15 protein-coding genes are annotated in these 19,371 nt (G+C 74.2%); 8 read left to right on the top strand and 7 right to left on the bottom strand.

Translation table 11 applies throughout. The features are described 5' to 3' along the window. Positions 1-189: 189 nt before the first annotated feature. The 4 genes from QK440_RS19505 to glgX form a co-directional block, all read right to left on the bottom strand. Positions 190-2,121 carry an ABC transporter ATP-binding protein gene (locus QK440_RS19505; RefSeq protein WP_282794417.1) on the bottom strand — a complete coding sequence of 644 codons (1,932 nt, stop codon included), beginning with the start codon at positions 2,119-2,121 and terminating at the stop codon, positions 190-192. A 396-nt stretch (positions 2,122-2,517) separates the two neighbouring features. After that, entirely contained in the window at positions 2,518-3,894 is a 1,377-nt protein-coding gene (locus QK440_RS19500; RefSeq protein WP_282794416.1) for a carbohydrate-binding protein, read from the bottom strand. Positions 3,895-4,177: 283 nt separating this feature from the next. After that, the gene (locus tag QK440_RS19495; RefSeq protein WP_282794415.1) at positions 4,178-5,140 is read right to left on the bottom strand and encodes a LysR family transcriptional regulator; all 963 of its coding nucleotides are present in this window, start codon (positions 5,138-5,140) and stop codon (positions 4,178-4,180) included. A 180-nt stretch (positions 5,141-5,320) separates the two neighbouring features. Next, a complete protein-coding gene (glgX, locus tag QK440_RS19490) occupies positions 5,321-7,621 on the bottom strand; it encodes a glycogen debranching protein GlgX (RefSeq protein WP_282794414.1) in 2,301 nt (766 codons plus the stop codon). A 210-nt stretch (positions 7,622-7,831) separates the two neighbouring features. Between glgX and QK440_RS19485 the strand changes: the two genes are divergently transcribed. The 6 genes from QK440_RS19485 (at position 7,832) to QK440_RS19460 (ending at position 14,916) form a co-directional block, all read left to right on the top strand. Further along, positions 7,832-9,097 carry an Ig-like domain-containing protein gene (locus QK440_RS19485; protein WP_282794413.1) on the top strand — a complete coding sequence of 422 codons (1,266 nt, stop codon included), beginning with the start codon at positions 7,832-7,834 and terminating at the stop codon, positions 9,095-9,097. Between the two features lie 175 nt (positions 9,098-9,272). Beyond that, entirely contained in the window at positions 9,273-10,514 is a 1,242-nt protein-coding gene (locus tag QK440_RS19480; protein ID WP_282794412.1) for an Ig-like domain-containing protein, read from the top strand. A 112-nt stretch (positions 10,515-10,626) separates the two neighbouring features. Beyond that, complete coding sequence (locus tag QK440_RS19475; protein WP_282794411.1) at positions 10,627-11,397, top strand: enoyl-CoA hydratase-related protein; 771 nt, start codon at positions 10,627-10,629, stop codon at positions 11,395-11,397. A gap of 264 nt (positions 11,398-11,661) precedes the next feature. Next, a complete protein-coding gene (locus QK440_RS19470; RefSeq protein ID WP_282794410.1) occupies positions 11,662-12,165 on the top strand; it encodes an ATP-binding protein in 504 nt (167 codons plus the stop codon). An 856-nt stretch (positions 12,166-13,021) separates the two neighbouring features. Next, positions 13,022-13,690, top strand: coding sequence for a polysaccharide deacetylase family protein (locus QK440_RS19465; RefSeq protein ID WP_282794409.1), 669 nt, complete (start codon positions 13,022-13,024; stop codon positions 13,688-13,690). Then, the gene (locus QK440_RS19460) at positions 13,690-14,916 is read left to right on the top strand and encodes a YncE family protein (protein ID WP_282794408.1); all 1,227 of its coding nucleotides are present in this window, start codon (positions 13,690-13,692) and stop codon (positions 14,914-14,916) included. Before QK440_RS19465 ends, QK440_RS19460 begins: the two co-directional genes overlap by 1 nt. Positions 14,917-15,023: 107 nt before the next feature. Here the strand turns inward: QK440_RS19460 and QK440_RS19455 are convergent, their stop codons facing one another. Next, on the bottom strand, positions 15,024-15,683 hold the full coding sequence (locus QK440_RS19455) for a GNAT family N-acetyltransferase (protein WP_282794407.1): 660 nt from the start codon (positions 15,681-15,683) through the stop codon (positions 15,024-15,026). 81 nt (positions 15,684-15,764) lie between these two features. Here QK440_RS19455 and QK440_RS19450 point away from each other — a divergent pair, with 81 nt between their 5' ends. Further along, positions 15,765-15,980 carry an EF-hand domain-containing protein gene (locus QK440_RS19450; RefSeq protein ID WP_282794421.1) on the top strand — a complete coding sequence of 72 codons (216 nt, stop codon included), beginning with the start codon at positions 15,765-15,767 and terminating at the stop codon, positions 15,978-15,980. Positions 15,981-16,138: 158 nt separating this feature from the next. Here the strand turns inward: QK440_RS19450 and QK440_RS19445 are convergent, their stop codons facing one another. Next, a complete protein-coding gene (locus tag QK440_RS19445) occupies positions 16,139-17,908 on the bottom strand; it encodes a 2-isopropylmalate synthase (protein WP_282794420.1) in 1,770 nt (589 codons plus the stop codon). Between the two features lie 130 nt (positions 17,909-18,038). On the opposite strand from QK440_RS19445, the gene QK440_RS19440 reads away from it, so the two are divergent. Next, positions 18,039-18,761 (top strand): FCD domain-containing protein, encoded by a 723-nt coding sequence (locus QK440_RS19440; RefSeq protein ID WP_282794406.1) that lies wholly within the window; start codon positions 18,039-18,041, stop codon positions 18,759-18,761. A gap of 17 nt (positions 18,762-18,778) precedes the next feature. Here QK440_RS19440 and QK440_RS19435 read toward each other — a convergent pair whose 3' ends face one another. Next, entirely contained in the window at positions 18,779-19,330 is a 552-nt protein-coding gene (locus QK440_RS19435) for a glycoside hydrolase family 25 protein (protein WP_282794405.1), read from the bottom strand. Between the last annotated feature and the right edge of the window lie 41 nt (positions 19,331-19,371).

Genomic DNA, 19,371 nt, shown 5'->3' with positions numbered 1-19,371 from the left:
CCGAGCGCGCGGGCGCGCTCCACCGGCGGTCGAGGCGCCCGCGGGCCCCGCCCGGGGGCGCGGGGGCGGCGCCGGGGCCCCCCGGGGCGGGGGGGGGGGGGGCGGGCGCGGGGGGCCCCCCCCCCCCGCCCGCGCCGCCGCCCCCCCCCCCCCCGGCCCGCCGCGCCCTGTCCTTCGCCGTGTCCGTGCTCACCGCTCAGCGCCCCCTGCCGTACCGTCCGCCGCCGTTCCGGCCCCGCTCCCCGCCGCGTGACCCGCCGTACTGTCCGCCGCGCCACCGGCCGGGCCCCCCGCCGCGCCGCCCGCCGGGCCCCCCGCCGCGTGCCCCGCCACGCCCTCCGCCGCCGTGCTCCCCGACATCAGCCACGCGTACTCCGCGTTGCTCCGCAGCAGTTCCTGGTGCGTGCCCACGGCCGCGATGCGGCCGCCGGACAGGAGCGCGACGCGGTCGGCGAGCAGGACCGTCGACGGGCGGTGGGCCACCACCAGGGCCGTGGTGTCCGCGAGGACCCGCCGCAGGGCGGCCTCGACCAGTGCCTCCGTGTGCACGTCGAGCGCCGACAGCGGGTCGTCGAGGACGAGGAAGCGGGGCCTGCCCACCACCGCGCGGGCCAGCGCGAGCCGCTGCCGCTGGCCGCCGGACAGGCTCAGGCCCTGCTCGCCGACCTGGGTGTCCGCGCCCTGCGGAAGCCGGTGCACGAAATCCGCCTGGGCCACCTCGAGGGCCCGCTCCAGCTCCGGCTCCCCGGCGTCGGCCCCGGCGCCCATGAGGACGTTCTCGCCCACCGACGCGGAGAACAGCGTGGGCTCCTCGAAGGCCACCGACACCAGCTCCCGCACCCGCTCGCGGGGCAGCGCCGCGATGTCCTGCCCGTCGAGCGTGATCCGGCCGCCGCTCACCTCGTGCAGCCGGGGCACGAGCGCCGTGAGCGTGGTCTTGCCGCTGCCCGTGGCGCCGACGAGCGCCATGGTCTCGCCGGGGCGCACGTGCAGGTCGATCCGGTCGAGCACGGGGGGCTCGTCGTCCGGGGCGTCCGGGTAGCGGAACGACACGCCCTCGAAGCGGATGCCGTCCCCGGCCCCCGCCACCCGGGCGCCGCCCGCCTCCGGGTCGGTCTCCCGCCCGGCGTCCATGACCTCGAAGTACCGCTCCGTCGCGGTCGCCGCCTCCTGGCTCATCGCGAGCAGGAAGCCCAGCGACTCCACCGGCCAGCGCAGCGCCAGCGCCGTGGACAGGAACGCCACCAGCGTGCCCGCCGACAGGTCGCCGTCCGCGACCCGCACCGAGCCCAGCACGAGCGCCGCCCCGATCGCCAGCTCCGGCAGCGTCGTGATGACCCCCCAGATCGCCGCGAGCAGCCGGGCCTTGGCCAGCTCGGTGCCGCGCAGCGTCCGCGACAGCTCGCGGAACGCCCGCGCCTGGCTGCGGTGGCGCCCGAAGCCCTTGATGATCCGGATGCCGAGCACGCTCTCCTCGACGACCGTCGTCAGATCGCCGACCTGGTCCTGGGCCCGCCGCGCCACGGCCGCGAACCGCCCCTCGAAGTACGCGAGGAGGACCACCAGCGGCACCACCGGCGCGAGCAGCACCAGGCCGAGCGTCCAGTCCTGGGCGAGCAGCAGGGCCACGCCCACGAGGATCGTCGCGCCGTTGACCACCATGAACGTCAGCGGGAACGCGAGGAACAGCCGGACCAGCATCAGGTCGGTCGTGCCGCGCGAGAGCAACTGGCCCGACGCCCACCGGTCGTGGAAGGCCACCGGCACCCGCTGGAGGTGGCGGTACAGGTCCGCCCGCATCGCCGCCTCCACGCCCGCGAGCGGCCGCGCCACCAGCCACCGCCGGAGGCCGAAGAGCAGCGCCTCCGCGACGCCGAGCCCCAGCAGGAGCAGCGCCCCGAGCCACACCCCGGCCGTGTCCCCGTCGGCCACCGGGCCGTCCACCATCCACTTCAGGACGAGGGGGAACACCAGGCCCGTGCAGGAGGCCAGGATCGCGACGAGGGCGGCGGTGAACAGGCGGGCCCGCACCGGGCGCACGTACGGCCACAGACGCGTGAGCGTCCTGGCCGCGGACCGGCCGCCCGGCGGGTTCTCGGCGGTTGCGACTGTGGTGGACATCAGGGGCGAGCCTACGTTTCACCACTGACAGCGCCCACCGAATTCCGGCCCAGGGGACCTCCTCCGCTGGTCCTAGGCCACCGCCTCCCGGCCCGCCGCACACGTCCGTGCCCCCGGCGACGAGTTCCCGCGAACGGGAAGTGCTCGCACTCGTCGCCAGGGGCACGTCCAACCGGGACACCGCCGAGGAGCTGTGCGTCGGCGGGGCCACGGCCAAGACCCATCCCGCCCCTTCGTACGGGGCGGACCGGGCGTCAGGGACCGGGCCGCGGCGGTGTCGGAGGGCTTCCGCCGCGGCATCCCCGGCCGGCTCCGCGAGGGGCCGGGCCGAGGCCGGAATCCGGTCCCGCGCGGGCCGCGCACCCCCCGGGGCGCGGCCCGCTCAGCCCTGGGTCCTTACCCGCGCTCCCACAACGCGGGGGCGTTCGGGGGCTCCCAGCCCTGCTGCGCCTGGTGCGGCTGGAGGCAGCGGAAGGTCTCACCGTCGTACGTGACCGTGTCACCGGCCTCGTAGACGGTGCCCGCCGCCCAGGTGCCGCTCGGGTCGCCGGGGCCGGGGCCCGGGTCCTCGCCGCCGCCGGTCGTCCGCAGCGTGAGCTGGAACTGCTGCAGCAGCGGGTTGATCGGCTGGTGGAAGGTCGTGCCGCCGGAACGGCAGTTGCCGGAGCCACCGGAGGTGACGCCCTGCGCCTGGCTGCCGGAGATGTACGAGCCGCCGGAGTCACCGGGCTCGGCGCACACCGTCGTACGGGTCACGCCGCTGATGGTGCCCTCGGGGTAGGTGACGCTGGTGTTGTGCTGCGAGATCGTGCCGCAGTGCCAGCCCGTGGTCGACCCGGAGCGGCAGATGGACGCGCCCACCGGCGACTGCGTGGAGCCCGCGACGCCCACGCGCGTGCCGCCCTGGCCCTTGACGTACGGCGTGGCGGTCCACTGCGAGTTCGTCGCCACCCAGGCCATGTCCCGGCCCGGGAAGATCGAGCCGCGGAAGGTGCCCTGCGCGACCCGGTTGTAGCCCTGCGTGGCCGTGCCCACGCGGCCGCAGTGGCCGGCGGTGGCGAAGCCCTGGGTCGAGCCCTGCGTGACGGAGAAGCCGACCGAACAGCGGCCGCCCATGTAGTACGCGTCGCCGCCGACGATGTCGTAGAAGGCGCGCGGGCGGTCCTTGGTCCGCTCCACCCGGACGAGGTCGCGGTCGACCCCGGCGGCGGAGACGAACTTCTCGGCGGCGGCGGTCCTCACCGCGCTCACCACCACGGCGTTGGTCCTCACGTCGACGTACCAGACCGGCGCGTCGAGGGTCTTGGTGCCCTTCGCGGCCCGGTCCAGCTTCGCCTTGGCGGCGTCGAGCTGGGCGACGGTGTGCCCGACGACGAGTGCCTTCGCGCCCTTGGCGGTGATGGCGGGCACGTCCTTGGCGTCGACCGTCGCGACCGTGAGCGTGCCCGAGGTGGCGCCGTGCACCCAGGCGCCCGCGAAGTCACGGCCGAGCCGGTTCTGCAGTGCGCCCGCCACGGCGCCCGCCTCGGCCTCGTTGACGAGCCGCTGCTTCGCCTGCGCGGCACTGAGCCCGAGGTCGCGCTGCATCGCCTTCAGGACCTGGGGCGAGGTCTCGGCGACGGCGGCGGTCTCGGCGGGGGACGGGGACGCGGCCCGGGCGGACGCGGAGCCGGGGAACCCGGCGAGGACGAGCGCGCCGGCGGCCACGAACGCGGCGGCGGCCGCGGCGACGGAGCGGTTGTGGGGGGACGGGGAGGCATCTCTGTGCTGCATGGGGGTCTCCTCGGTGTCAATCGGGGAGGGAGGGGTCCGACAAGCGGGGAAGCGGGACCCGCTCTCTCACCGGTCGCCCACACGGTAGGAGCCCCCAACGGCTGGCCAGAAGATGCCAGTTGGCCCCCTACCCCGGTGTTATGGACCCGAGGGGCAGGAACAGCCCGTCCGGCGTTTGAGGACGAGGCGCGGAGCGCCGGAAAAGGGGGTCCAGGGGGCGGAGCCCCCCTGGTTTAGGGAAGGGGGCGGGACCGGGGCGCCCCGCGAGGGCCCCGCCGGACGGCTAGGCGCGCCCCACGTCCGCCGCCCCCGGCGAGGCCAGCCACGCCGAGTAGCTCTCGCTGCGCGCCGCGGCAGCCGCGTGCGCGGCCCGCGCGTGCGCGAACACCGCCGGCGCGGTGTCGTGCGCGTACGTCTCCGGATGCCACCCCAGCAGATGCCGCCAGTACAGCGGCGTCCCGGCCAGCGGCCGCGTCACGATCCCCTCCGTCGGCGGGAACGTCGCCCGGCACAGCCCCACCGCCCGCCCCACCTGCACCAGGTGCACGCACGACGCGGTGTCGGTCTCGTACACCGACGCGGGCGTGAACCCCGCCCGCGCGCACGCCGCCGTGAAGCAGTCCCCGAAGCAGCCGTCCCCCGGCACGTCCGTCCACGCCTCGCCCGCGAGGTCCGCGAGCTCGACCTCCGCCGCCCCGGCGCACCGGTGCCCCGTGGCGAGCATGACGAACACCGGGTCGCGCGCCACCTCCCGCCACACCAGCCGCTCCCGCTCCGGCGGGCTCGCCGCCCCGCACGTGCCGACCAGCGCGAAGTCGAGGCGGCCGTCCGCGACCTGCGCGGCGATCTCCCGCTCCGACCAGGAGGTGTACGTGGTCACGGACTGCTCGGGGTGCGCCGCCGCGAGGCGGTCGACGAGCCCGCCGAGCAGCGGCCCGTGCGTCCCGCCGAGCCGGAACCCGCGTTGGTCCCGCCACACGCGGGTGAACCGCTCCGCCTCCTCCTGGAGCCCGCTGACGGCCGGCAGCACGATCCGGGCGCGGGCCAGCACGAATTCGCCGAGCGGCGTCGCGCGCACCCCGAACCTGCCGCGCTCGAACAGCTCGCCCCCCAGCGCCCGCTCGATGCGCTTCAACTGCGCGCTGAGCGCGGGCTGCGCGAGCCCGAGCGCGGTGGCGGCCTTGGTCAGGCTGCCCGCGTCGGCGATCGCCCGGATCGTCTTCAGGTGCCGCAACTCCAGGTCCATGACGTGAGCTTCGCCGCCTGCCGGGCCCGGGGCAATACCTTGGTACAGACCTGAATTACCGTCATTCCGGCTACGGATACATACCCCTACCGCAAGGCGCGACAGGTGCGTGCGGGGGCGGTACGCACGCACGGCACAGGGCCGCGCGCGGGCACCGCCCGGCCCGGGGCGCGGCCCGGGTCACCCCGCCGTCGGCACCGCCTTGAGGAGCAGCGCCGTCCGCGCCCCCACCGGCACCGCCGTCCCCGCGGCGAGCACCGTCCCCGGCGCCTCCCGCTGGTCCTCGCGCGCGGTGTCCACCACCACCTCGTAGCGCTCGGCCCACGGCGGCCCCGGCAGGCGGAAGTCCACCGGCCGGTCCCCGGCGTGCAGGACCGCGAGGAAGCTGTCGTCCGTCACCTCCGCCCCGCGCTCGTCGCGGCCCGGTATGTCGCGCCCCGACAGGTACATGCCGAGGGTCGCGGCGGGCGCGTACCAGTCGGCGGGCGTCATCTCCGTGCCGCGCGCCGTGAACCACGCCAGGTCCCGCAGCCCGTCCGCCGAGTGCGGCCGCCCGGAGAAGAAGGCGCGCCGGCGCAGCACCGGGTGCCGGTGGCGCAGCGCGATCAGGCGGGACGCCAGCGCGAGCAGCTCCCGCCAGCCGGGGTCCTCGCGCAGCTCCCAGTCCACCCAGCCGACCTCGTTGTCCTGGCAGTACGCGTTGTTGTTGCCGCGCTGGGTGCGGCCCATCTCGTCGCCCGCGAGCAGCATCGGCACCCCGGTGGACAGCAGCAGCGTCGTCAGCAGGTTGCGCAGTTGCCGGCGGCGCAGCGCCCGGACGTCCTCGTCGTCGGTCTCGCCCTCCGCGCCGCAGTTCCAGGAGCGGTTGTCGGCGGACCCGTCGCGGTTGCCCTCGCCGTTGGCCTCGTTGTGCTTGCGCCCGTAGCTGACCAGGTCGCGCAGCGTGAAGCCGTCGTGGGCGGTCACGTAGTTCACCGACGCGTACGGGCGCCGCCCGCCCCAGGCGTACAGGTCGCTGGAGCCCGACAGGCGGTAGCCGAGGTCGCGCACGTCCGGCAGGGCGCCGCGCCAGAAGTCGCGCACCGCGTCGCGGTAGCGGTCGTTCCACTCCGTCCACAGCGGCGGGAACGCCCCCACCTGGTAGCCCCCCGAGCCCACGTCCCACGGCTCGGCGATCAGCTTCACCCGGCGCAGCACCGGGTCCTGCGCGATCACCGCGAGGAACGGCGAGAGCATGTCGACGTCGTGGAAGGAGCGCGCGAGGGCCGCCGCCAGGTCGAAGCGGAAGCCGTCCACGCCCATCTCGGTCACCCAGTACCGCAGCGAGTCCGTGATCAGCCGCAGCACGTGCGGGCGCACCACGTGCAGGGTGTTGCCGCAGCCGGTGTAGTCGGCGTACCGGCGGGCGTCGTCCTGGAGCCGGTAGTAGCCGCGGTTGTCGATGCCCTTCAGGGACAGCGTCGGCCCGAGCCGGTCCGCCTCGGCCGTGTGGTTGTAGACGACGTCGAGGATCACCTCGATCCCGGCCTCGTGCAGCGCCCGCACCATCCGCCGGAACTCGCCGACCTGCTGCCCGGTGGTGCCCGACGCGGCGTACGCCGCGTGCGGCGCGAAGTAGCCGATGGAGTTGTACCCCCAGTAGTTCCTGAGCCCCCGCCGCAGCAGGTGGTCCTCGTGCGCGAACTGGTGCACCGGCATCAGCTCCACGGCCGTCACCCCGAGCCGTACGAGGTGCTCGACCGCCGCCGGGTGCCCGAGCCCCGCGTACGTGCCGCGCAGCGGCTCGGGCACGTCCGGGTGGCGCATCGTGAAGCCGCGCACGTGCAGCTCGTAGATGACGGAGTCCGCCCACGGCGTCTTGGGGCGGCGGTCGTCGGCCCACTCGTCGTCCGGGGCGTCGTCGTGCACGACCACGCCCTTGGGCACGAACGGCGCCGAGTCCCGGTCGTCGCGCACGGTGTCCGCCACGTGCTGCTGCGGCCAGTCCCGCACGTGGCCGTAGACCTCGGGCGGCAGCATCCCGTAGTCGTGCCCCGCGCCCGCGTCGACCGCGCGCGCGTACGGGTCAAGGAGCAGCTTGGCCGGGTTGAAACGGGCCCCGGTCCAGGGGTCCCAGCGGCCGTGCACGCGGTAGCCGTACCGCTGGCCCGGCCGCACGCCGGGAACGAAGCCGTGCCAGATCTCGTGCGTCAGCTCGGTGAGCGGGCAGCGCGTCTCGGTGCCGTCCGCGTCGAACAGGCACAGCTCGACGGCCTCGGCACCGCCCGCCCACAGCGCGAAGTTCGTGCCCGCCACCCCGTCCGGGCCCACCCGGAAGCGGGCGCCGAGCGGTGTGGGCGCGCCCGGCCTGACCGGGCGCGTGGGCGCGGGGCGGACCCGGCCGCCACGCCCGCCGTTGCGCTCGGCCGCGGTGCCGCCGGACCGGATCCGGCCCAGGGCACGCGCCCCCTTGACTGCCTCCTGCTCGGGTGCGCTCGACACCTGTCAGCCTCCCGCGGCTCGGCCTCGTCGACGCGTGCGGTCGGGGCCCCCGGCGTCCCGGCCGCGGCTCCCCGGTCGGCGTCCTTCCCCCTGTTCTGCCCACCGGGCGGGTCGCACTCACGTTTCCCCGGGCGGGGCACCCTCGTTGGGTCCGACGTGAGACAGGCAACGAGGTGCGCCCGGCGCGCACGGACCGCGCTGACCGCGGCAGTGGCATGCACAGCACTGGTACTGGGAGCGGCCGGCTGCTCCGGCACGGCCTTCGAGGGGCTGGTCGGCGAGGGCCGCTCGCCCGCCGACGCCATCCGCGTCACGCCCGGTGACGGCGACAGGAAGGTCCGGCCCGAGGAGCGGCTCGTGGTCGAGGTGCCCGACGGCCGCCTGGAGTCGGTCCGGGTGGTCAAGTCCCAGGACGCCCAGGAGTCCGAGGTGCCCGGGCGCATCGCCCCCGACGGCATGAGCTGGGAGCCCTTGCGGGGCGCGGGCGGCGGCAGGCTGGCGCTCGCCGCGAAGTACACGGTCGACGCCGTCGCGCTCGACGGCCACGGCCGCCGCCACGCGCGCCACACCACGTTCACCACGCACGTCCCCGACGAGCGCTTCATCGCCTACGCCACGCCGGAGAACCGGGCCACGGTCGGCACCGGCATGATCGTCTCGCTGGAGTTCAACCGCGAGATCACCGACCGCGCCGCCGTGCAGCGGGCGATCCGCGTCACCGCGGACCCGGAGGTGGAGATCGCCCCGCACTGGTTCGGCGCCACCCGGGTCGACTTCCGGCCGCGCACCTACTGGAAGCCCGGCACCAAGGTCACCGTCGCGCTGAAGCTGCGCGACGTGGAGGCCGCCCCCGGCGTCTACGGCCTGCAGGACAAGACCTTCTCCTTCAGGGTCGGCCGCAGCCAGGTCAGCCGCGTCGACGCGGCCGCGCACACCATGGAGGTGCGCCGCGACGGCGAGCTGATCTCCACCGTCCCGATCACCGCCGGCGCCCCGAAGACCACCACGTACAACGGAAAGATGGTGGTCACCGAGATGCTGGAGGTGACCCGCATGAACAGCCGCACCGTCGGCTTCGGCGGGGAGTACGACATCCCGGACGTGCCGCACGCGATGCGCCTGACCACCTCCGGCACCTTCCTGCACGGCAACTACTGGGCGCCCGACGCGCCCGGCAACAGCAACGTCAGCCACGGCTGCGTGGGCCTGCGCGACGTGAAGGGCGGCAGCTCGAAGACCCCGGCGGGCTGGTTCTTCGACCGCAGCCTCGTCGGAGACGTCGTCGAGGTCGTCAACAGCCAGGACAAGACGGTCGCGCCCGACAACGGCCTCGGTGGCTGGAACATGGGCTGGCACGAGTGGAAGACCGGAAAGAAGCCGGCACCCGCGGGTAAGGCGGGTAAGAAGGACGACAAGAAGGGCACGAAGGGCGTCAAGGGCGACAAGAAGGGCGAGGGGGAGCGTTCCGGCCGCTGACACCGCCGCCGTCCCGCCCCGCGGGCGCAGTCGGTACTGAACGGTGACATTGGCGGGGAGTCATCGGTACGGGCTGTGTGATTAATTTACGCAGTGCGCGAGCCGGGCGTCTTTCCCGCTCGCGCCGCGGCATATCAGTGCGGGCCTGTCGGGGCCGTGCGAGGGGAGAATCATCGTGAACGGGCGACCGATATCGGGGGCGTCGGCCCACGCGCGCGAGCGCGGGCGGCGGCGGGGCGCCAAGGGACTGACCGCGGTGGTGTCGGGGGCGACGCTGCTGCTCGTGGCCGCGTGCGGCGGCGGCTCGGGCTCCGGGGACGACGACAAGGGCAAGGGCGGCGCGGACGCCAACAAGCCCTCCGACGCGGTCGTCAGCATCGCCCCGAAGGACGGCGCGGACGCCGTGGCGACGAGCGGGGCGCTGCGGATATCGGCCGCCAAGGGCAAGCTCACCGAGGTGACGGTGAAGGACCCCAAGGGCAAGGCCGTCCCGGGCCGGATCGTGGACGGTGGCGCGAAATGGTCGCCCGCGCGCCACCTCGCCTCGGGCACGAAGTACACGGTGCACGCGATCGCCAAGGACTCCGACGGCCGGGTCGCGGCGAAGGACTCGTCGTTCACCACGCTCGTGCCGAAGAACACCTTCGTCGGCCAGTTCACGCCGGAGGACGGCACGAAGGTCGGCGTCGGCATGCCGTTCTCGGTGCGCTTCACGCGCGGCATCACCGCGCCCGAGGACGTCGAGAAGGCCATCGACATCAAGACCGAGCCGTCGGTGCCCGTCGAGGGCCACTGGTTCGGCAACGACCGCCTGGACTTCCGCCCGGAGAAGTACTGGAAGCCCGGCACGAAGGTCACCGTCAGGCTGAACCTGGACGGTGTCGAGGGCCGCCCCGGCGTCTACGGCAAGCAGGCCAAGACCATCCGCTTCGAGATCGGCCGCAGCCAGGTCTCCGTCGTCGACGTCAAGACGAAGCAGATGACCGTCGAGCGCGACGGCAAGGTCATCAAGAAGATCCCGGTCACCACGGGCAAGCCCGGGTACGAGACGTGGAACGGCCAGATGGTCATCAGCGAGCGCCTGAAGGTCACCCGCATGAACGGCGAGACCGTCGGCTACGGCGGCGAGTACGACATCAAGGACGTGCCGCACGCCATGCGCCTGTCCACCTCGGGCACGTTCCTGCACGGCAACTACTGGGGCGGCGGCGCCTTCGGCAACTACAACGCCTCGCACGGCTGCGTCGGCCTGCGCGACGTGCGCGGCGGCTACGACAAGAACACGCCCGCCGCCTGGTTCTTCAACCGCTCCATGGTCGGCGACGTGGTGATCGTCAAGAACTCCAACGACAAGGTCATCGCCCCGGACAACGGCTACAACGGCTGGAACATGTCCTGGGAGAAGTGGAAGGCGTAACACCGCCGCGGCGGGGCGCCGGGCCGCTCGGCCGCCACGGGAAGGGACCGGCGCACCGGTGTGACCAAGTGCACCGGTCCCTTCCGCATGAACGACCGCTAACGTGCCCGTCATGACTACTGTGCACCTCGAAGTCGCCGACGGCGTCGGTACGATCCGCCTCGACCGGCCGCCGATGAACGCCCTGGACATCGAGCTCCAGGACCGCCTGAAGGACCTCGCGGCGGAGGCCACCGACCGCGACGACGTCCGCGCCGTCGTCCTCTACGGCGGCGAGAAGGTGTTCGCGGCGGGCGCGGACATCAAGGAGATGCAGGACATGGACCACACGGCCATGGTGCTGCGCTCCCGGGCCCTGCAGGACGCCTTCACCGCGATCGCCCGGATCCCCAAGCCCGTCGTCGCCGCCGTCACCGGCTACGCCCTCGGCGGCGGCTGCGAGCTGGCGCTCTGCGCGGACTTCCGCATCGCCGCCGACAACGCCAAGCTCGGCCAGCCGGAGATCCTGCTCGGCCTGATCCCGGGCGCCGGCGGCACCCAGCGCCTGCCGCGCCTGATCGGCCCGTCCAAGGCCAAGGACCTCATCTTCACCGGCCGCCAGGTCAAGTCCGACGAGGCCCTCGCGATCGGCCTCGTGGACCGGGTGGTGCCCGCCGCCGAGGTGTACACCGAGGCGCACGCGTGGGCGGCGCGGCTCGCCAAGGGGCCCGCCCTCGCGCTGCGCGCCGCGAAGGAGGCGGTCGACCAGGGCCTGGAGGCGGGCATCGACACCGGCCTCGCCGTGGAACGCACCTGGTTCGCCGGTCTGTTCGCCACCGAGGACCGCGAGCGCGGCATGCGCAGCTTCGTCCAGGACGGACCCGGCAAGGCGAAGTTCCTCTGACTTCCGGCCAGTTGAGGTGACGTCAGCCAAACTTTCCCCCGAAGGAGCGGTTTATCGAGGGCTTAAGACAGCCTTAAGTCCAGCGGGGTCGAGGCCCTCGGTGATCACCCAAGAGCGGAAGGTCGCCGCAGGTCAGCACGGGTCCGCCAGACCTCTACCTGCCCTTGGCATATGACGTGCCCGCCCCCCGGAACGGAAGCCTCCGGGGGGCTTATTCCGTCGGAACGGCCCCGGCGCGGTAGCAGGGCGGCCATGATGGGGGACATGGCGGGGCAGGAGGGTTTCGAACAGCCGCGGAAGCGCACGGGGGCCACCGCCGCCCGCTGGTCGCCGGCCGTGGAGGACGAACACGCCCTGAAAGCACTGGAGTTGTTCGGCAACCCCGCCGACGCCGCGGTCCAGCTCCCCTCCCGCCCGGAGTCCGCCGCCATCGCCCGCCGCCTCGCCCAGGTCGTCGTGCTGCGCCACTGGGGCCTGTCGCCCAAGCTCGCCGAGGACGTCATCCTGCTGGTCTCCGAGCTCGTCGGCAACGCCGTGCGGCACACCGGTGCCCGCGTCTTCGGGCTGCGGACGCTGCGCCGCCGCGGCTGGATCCGGGTCGAGGTCCGCGACCCCTCGCGCGGCCTGCCGTGCCTGATGCCGGTGCACGAGCTCGACGTCAGCGGGCGCGGGCTGTACCTGGTCGACACGCTCGCCGACCGCTGGGGCGTGGACCTGCTGCCCCGCGGCAAGACGACCTGGTTCGAGATGCGGATCACCGACCGCTAGGCGCGCGTCTCGCGCCGGGCGCCCCTCTGGGTACGCGAAAGCCCCCGGGGCCGTGGGTGGCGGCGCTGGCGGGGGCCTTCGAGCGGGGCCGTGAACAAAGTGGGTGGGGTCCACGGCCGCAAAGGCGACGTAGCTCGGGTCAAGGAGAGTCGCTGCCTTCGACTATGGCAGACGGGGGCCACCGCTCCAAAGTTCCTTACTCGGACATAGGCGGTCAGAATATGACAGTTTAGAGGTGAATCCTTGGTGAGATAGAGCACTCACCTTGTAAACGACGGTTAAACGGGAGCTGCGGGAGGGAAGGGGAGGCTCCCGCAGGTGGTCCTGGTCCGGACCTTCGCGGGCAAGGGCGCCGGTGAGGCGGGCACGCAAACGCCGTGAATCGGATCAATCATTACCTTTCGCCCTCCATCCCCATTAAATGGTCGTCGTGATGGAGCGCACGCGGTCGGGCGAGGGCGGAGAGTTCCAGCCCGTCCGGCGTTCGAGGACGAGGCGCGGAGCGCCGACGGCGGGGGAGAGAGACGAAGCCCCCCTCGAGGGAGCGTGGGCCCAGGGGCGGCAGCCCCCGGTTCCGGGAAGAGGCGGGTCCGGGGCGCCCCCGCGAGGCCCGTCCCGTCCGGGGTCTCCGCAGAGTGACGGCCGCCCCGGGCCGGACGGGGCCGACGGCCGCCCCGGGCCGGACGGGGCCGACGGCCGCCCCGGGCCGGACGGGGCCGACGGCCGCCCCGGGCTCCCCGCAGCCGACGACCGCACCCCCGCCCCCGGCCGCCGCGCCGCCCTGCGGGCCGCCCTCGGCCTCACCCTCGCCGGGGGCCTCACCGTCGGGTGCGGCGGCGGGTCCGCCGAGGAGCCGGTGACCCGGGTGGCCTCCCGGCAGCCCCGCCGCCGGCCCGCGCCCGGCCCCCGGGCCTTCCCCGGCCTGCCCGAGCAGATCACGCGCAGCCCGCGCGGGCGGCACGAGGTGGCGCTCACCTTCCACGGCCAAGGCGACCCGGCCACCGCCCGGGCGCTGCTCGCCGAGGCCGAGCGCGCGGGGGCCCGCGTGACCGTCCTGGCCGTCGGCACCTGGCTGGATGCCCACCCCGACCTGGCCCGCCGCGTCCTCGACGGCGGCCACGACCTGGGCAACCACACGCTCAGCCACCGCACCGTCAACGCCCTGCCCGAAGCCGAGGCCTACGCCGAGATCACCGGCTGCGCCGACCGCCTGCGCCGCCTCACCGGTGGCATCGGCAGCTGGTTCCGCCCCTCGCGGGCGGCGCGCGCCACCCCGCTCGTCGCCCGCCTCGCCCGCCGCGCGGGCTACCCGCACGTCCTGTCGTACGACGTCGACTCCCTCGACTTCACCTCGCCCGGCGCCCCGGCCATCACCCGCAAGGTCGCCGCGGAGGTCCGTGCGGGCTCGGTGGTGAGCCTGCACTTCGGGTACGACGCGGACACGGTCGCCGCGCTCCCCGCCGTCCTGGAAGAACTCCACCGCCGCGGACTGCGCGCGGTCACGACCACGGAGCTGCTCACCTGATGCCGAACCTCTCCCGCACCCTGCCCCCGCGCCCCTGCCGGACCCGCACCGCCCGCGCCCGGGCCCTGCTCGCCGCCACCGCCGCCACCGCCGTCCTCGCCGCGCTCGCGGGCTGCGGCACCGAGCGCGGCGACCGCCGCGACGAGGCGCTCGCCACCCGGCACGCCCCCCGGCCCGCCGAGCCGAAGAAGATCCACGGCCTGCCGGGCATGCCGCCCGTCCTCGACCCCAAGGACGTCTACGCCGCCGACCGCCCCAACAAGCTCTCCCCGGTGGTCAAGGACTTCCCCTCACGCGTCTACGTCCCCAACACCAACTCCAACACCGTCTCTGTCATCGACCCCAAGACGTACGAGGTGGTCGACACCATCCCCGTCGGCGTCCAGCCGCAGCACGTCGTGCCCTCCTGGGACATGAAGACGCTCTGGGTCAACAACAACCGCGGCCACACCCTCACGCCCATCGACCCGAAGACCGGCGAGGCGGGCAAGCCCGTCAAGGTGCACGACCCGTACAACCTCTACTTCACGCCCAACGGCAAGTACGCGGTCGTCATGGCGTCCATGGACCGCGAACTCGTCTTCCGCGACCCGCACACCATGAAGCGGAAGAAGACCGTCCCCGTGAGCTGCTACGGCGTCAACCACGCCGACTTCTCCCTCGACGGCCGCTACTTCATCGTCTCCTGCGAGTTCAGCGGCGAGCTGCTCAAGGTCGACACGGAGGACATGAAGGTCGTCGGGCAGCAGAAGCTCCCCTTCAAGGGGGCCATGCCGCAGGACGTCAAGATCTCCCCGGACGGCAAGAAGTTCTACGTCGCCGACATGATGGCCGACGGCATGTGGGTCCTGGACGGCGACACCTTCGGCAAGCCGAAGCTGCTGCCCACCGGCAAGGGCTGCCACGGCCTCTACGTCGGCCGGGACTCGCGCGAGATGTACGTCTCCAACCGCGGCGAGGGCACGGTCTCCGTCTTCGACTTCCCGAAGAACAAGCTCACGAAGAAGTGGCGGCTGCCGGACGGCGGCAGCCCGGACATGGGCGGCGTCTCGGCCGACGGCAACACGCTGTGGCTCTCCGGCCGCTACGACTCCGAGGTCTACGCCATCGACACCCGCACCGGTGTCCAGGTCGCCCGCATCCCCGTCGGCGGCGGCCCCCACGGCCTCGCGGTCTACCCCCAGCCGGGCCGCTACTCCCTGGGCCACACCGGCATCTTCCGCTGACGGCGGCCCTCCCGGGCGCCCCGGTCTGAAGGCCGCCGAGGGCGGGGCGCCGGGGTGGCCCCCCGGAGCGGGCCGGGGCGGGTCCGGGGCGCTCCGCGACGGCGCGGTCAACCGGCCAGGAACAGGGCCTCCGCGCCCACCGGCCGATACCCCGCCGCCTGGAACGCCCGTACGCCACGGGCGTTCCCCGCGGCCTGCTGGGCCCACACCACGTCACCGGCGGGTACGAGGTGCCGCGCGGCCAGGGCGAGCGCCCGCCCGAGCCCCCGGTGCCGCGCGCCCTCGTCGACCTCCACGGCGGCCTCCCACCGCCCGGCCACACCCCGGCCGAGCACGAGGACCCCGCCCCCGGCCGAGACCCACACCCGCACCTCGTCCCGCAGGCCGCGGGCGCGGACCACCCGCGGGTGGCCGGCCTCGTCCAGCTCGCGCAGGCCGAGCGCCGGGTCGGGCGGCCCGGGCAGGGCGTCGGCGACCGTCAGCAGGTCGATGGTGTCCGTGGCCCGGCCCGTGCGCTCCTGGAACGCCAGCAGGAACCGCGGGCTCATCGTCGCGGCCAGCGGGTCGCAGTCCACGGCGGCCACCGTGGACCGCACCCACGCCGGGTCCTCGTCGGTGAACACGACCGTGTGCGCCGTGAACGCGAGCACCCCGGCGTCACGGGGGGAGGGCTGCGGCACGACGGTCGTGCCGCCGTCCGCGGGCGGGAACTCCCCGCGCGCCGCCGCGGCGAGAATCCCCGCGAGCACCCCCGATGCGCAGGCCATGGCCGTACTCCTTGCAGTCGCTCCCCGGACCGGCCGTTACCCTAACCCCCGTCAACAAGTACGACGATAGGGGTGGACCCGGTGGCGGACATCGAGGAAGCACGCAAGCAGTTCGACCGGTTCGACGCGGACGGCGACGGTTACATCACGGCGGCGGAGTACAAGTCCGCCATGGCCCAGATGGGGGACTGGAACGTCACCGAGTCGGTGGCCGAGGCCATCATCAAGTCCAAGGACGCGAACGGGGACAAGCTGCTCTCCTTCGACGAGTTCTGGGCCGGGCTGAACAAGGCCTGAACACCGCGCGCCGGCGCGGAGCGGGGGCCGCGCCCGGCAGTCGGGCGCGGCCCCCGCCGCACACCCCCGCCGCACGCCCCCGCCGCACATCCCCGCCGCACGCCCCCGGGCGTGTGGCCCCCGGCGCTCGGTCCAGCCACGGCCCCCGTCCGTATGGCTCAGGCGCGGGCCCGGTTCACGGCGGCCACCACCGCGCGTACGGACGCCGTGAGCACCGAGGTGTCCACGCCCGCGCCCCAGGCCTCCGCCTCCCCGACGCGGCAGCGCACGTACGCCACGGCCTCGCTCGCGCCGCCCGCGGCGAGTGCGTGTTCGGCGTAGTCGAGGATGTCGACGGCGACCCCGGCGGCGCCGAGCGCGTCCGCGAACGCGGACAGCGGGCCGTTGCCGTGCCCCTCCACGTCACCGGCGCGGTCACCCACCCGCAGCGTGCACACGAACCGGTGCGCGCCGTCGGCGGAGCGGTCCGCCGACCACGACAGCAGCGCCACCGCGCCCTCCGGACCCGGCCCCCCGGACCCGCTCGGCTCCCCGGACTCCCCGGATTCCCCGGACCCTTCGGTCTTCTCGGGCTCCCCGGGCGCCAGATACGTGCGCCGGAACAGGGCGTACAGCTCGTCGGCGCTCGCCTCCCGGCCGCTGGCGTCGGTGGCCTCCTGCACCACCCCCGCGAAGTCCGCGCGCAGCGGCCCCGGCAGGTCGAGCCCGTGGCGCGTCCGCAGCAGGTACGCGGTGCCGCCCTTGCCCGACTGCGAGTTCACCCGGATCACGGCCTCGTACGTCCGGCCGACGTCGGCGGGGTCGATCGGCAGGTAGGGCACGCTCCAGGGCGCCTCGCCCGGGTCCACGCCCAGCTCGGCGGCCCGCTTGGCGTGGTGGGTCAGGCCCTTGCTGATGGCGTCCTGGTGGGTGCCGGAGAACGCGGTGTGCACGAGGTCGCCCGCGTAGGGGTGGCGCGGGTGCACGGGCAGGCGGTTGCAGTGCTCGACGACCTCGCGCACCGCGTCGATGTCCGACAGGTCGAGCATCGGGTCGACGCCCTGCGCGTACAGGTTCAGCGCGAGCGTCACCAGGTCGACGTTGCCGGTGCGCTCGCCGTTGCCGAACAGGCAGCCCTCGACGCGCTGGGCACCCGCGAGCAGCGCCAGCTCGGCGCAGGCGACGCCGGTGCCGCGGTCGTTGTGCGGGTGGACCGACAGGATGACGTGGTCGCGCCGGGCCAGGTGCCGGTGCATGTACTCGATCTGGTCGGCGTACACGTTGGGCGTGGCGATCTCGACGGTGGCCGGGAGGTTGTGCGTGACGGGCCGCTCGGGGCACGCGTCCCACAGCTCCGTGAGCCCGTCGCACAGCTCCAGGACGTAGTCGGGCTCGGTGAGGTTGAAGGTCTCCGGGGCGAACTGGAAGCGGATGTCCGCGTCCGGGCGGGCGTCCGCGAGGCGCGCCATGCGCGCCGCCGCCCGGCGCGCGGTGGCGGCCACGGCGGCGCGGTCCCGGCCGAGCACGACGTCGCGCCACACCGGTGAGGTGGCGATGTACAGGTGCACCACCGCGCGCGGCAGGCCGTCGATCGCCTCGAAGGTCCGGTCGATCAGGTCGTCGCGGGCCGCGGTGAAGACGACGGGCGTCACGTCCGGCGGCACGGCCCCGGAGCGGGTCGACTCCACGAGGTGGCGCACGAAGTCGAAGTCCGCGCGGCTCGCCGACGGGTAGCCGACCTCGATCTCCTTGAACCCCGTCGACACGAGCAGGTCGAACAGGCGCCGCTTGCGCGCGGGGTCCATCGGCTCGGCGAGGGCCTGGTTGCCGTCGCGCAGGTCGACGGGGACCCAGAGCGGCGCCTGGGTGAGCGTGGCCGAGGGCCAGCTCCGGTCCTGGAGCGGGACGTCGACACGCCGGTCGAACGGGAGGTAGCGGTGCGCGGGCATGGGGCCGGGGCGCTGCGGGTTCCAGGGATACGCGATCACGCGGACCACCCTAGGCAGACCTCAGCTCCTCAGACAAGTACTCCTCAGACGAGTAACGCCGGAGGTGCCGGGCGGTGCGTACACTCGCCGCGTGACCCCAGCCAAGTCCTCCGCGCCGTCCTCGCTCGGCGGCGCCCTGCGCCCGAGCCCGCTCGTCGAACAGGCCACGGAGCGGCTGCGCGAGCACATCACCGCGGGCCACTGGGGCGTGGGGACGAAGCTCCCGGGCGAGACGACCCTCGCGAAGGAGCTCGGCGTCGGCCGCTCCACCGTCCGCGAGGCCCTGCGCGCGCTCGCCGGGGCCGGGCTCGTACAGGCGCGGCAGGGCGCCGGCGTCTTCGTCACCGCCACCGAGCCGGTCGAGGACTGGCCGACGCGGCTGCGCCGGGCGGCGATCGAGGACGTGTACGAGGTACGGGCCCTCGTCGAGGTCCAGGCCGCACGGCTGGCTGCGCGGCGGCGCACGCCCGAGGACGTCGCGGCGATGCACGCCGCCCTCGCCGCCCGCCGGGCCGCGGCACCCGGCGGCGACGCGGCTTTCGTCGACGCCGACATCGCCCTGCACGCCACCGTGGTGGCGGCCGCGCACAACCCCGTCCTGACGGACCTGTTCGCCGAGTTCCTCCCCGCGCTGCGGCAGGGCCTCGTCGGCCTCCTGGAGCTGATCGACGTCCGCCGGGAGGAGACCGACCACGGTGACGCCGCCCACGAGGCCCTGGTCCGCGCGGTCGAGGCGGGCGACCCCGACACGGCGGAACGCACGGCACGAGCGGAACTGGAAGCGACCCTGGGGAAGTTCGCCCGCCGGTCCTGACGGCGGCCGGGGCCGGGTCAGGGGGTGGCCCAGTCGCGCATCGCGGTCTGGTCGGGGAAGTCCGCCACGTTCTTGTCCAGCGGTGTCGACGTGTACTGGTGGATGCGCCACCTGGCGCGGATGCGGGGCTTGCCCGCGGTGACGTAGTCGGCGATCCAGAGGCCGTCGCCGGCGTACGACGTCGTGTCGCGGTTGAGCCAGAAGTCGCGGTTCGTGTACAGCAGGGTCCGGTGGCCCGGGCGCAGCCGCTTCACCTCCTTGATGAAACGGTCCTTCTCCGCGTTCGTGGCCGCCGTGTGGTCGCCCGTCCACTCCCAGTCCACGGCCAGGAACTCGCCCGCCTTCTCCGGGGCCTTGGCCACGAAGTACTCCGCCTGGGCCGTGATGTTGCCCGGCCACAGGAAGTGGTAGAAGCCGACGACGCAGCCGGCGTCGCGGGCGCGCTTGGTCTGGGCGGAGAGGCGGGGGTTGATGTAGGAGCGGCCCTCCGTCGCCTTGACGATGACGAAGGAGATGCCCTCCGTGGAGAACGACGACTGATGGGAGCTCACGTCGATGCCGCGCAGCATGGGGTGGCCTCCGGGAGTGGGGGGAGGGAGGGTACGGGGAA

Origin of the sequence: Streptomyces sp. CC224B, assembly GCF_030010595.1 — a bacterium.
Taxonomy (GTDB): domain Bacteria; phylum Actinomycetota; class Actinomycetes; order Streptomycetales; family Streptomycetaceae; genus Streptomyces; species Streptomyces longispororuber.
The sequence above is the reverse complement of the archived record's forward strand: the minus strand, read 5'-3'. Positions and strand labels throughout refer to the sequence as shown.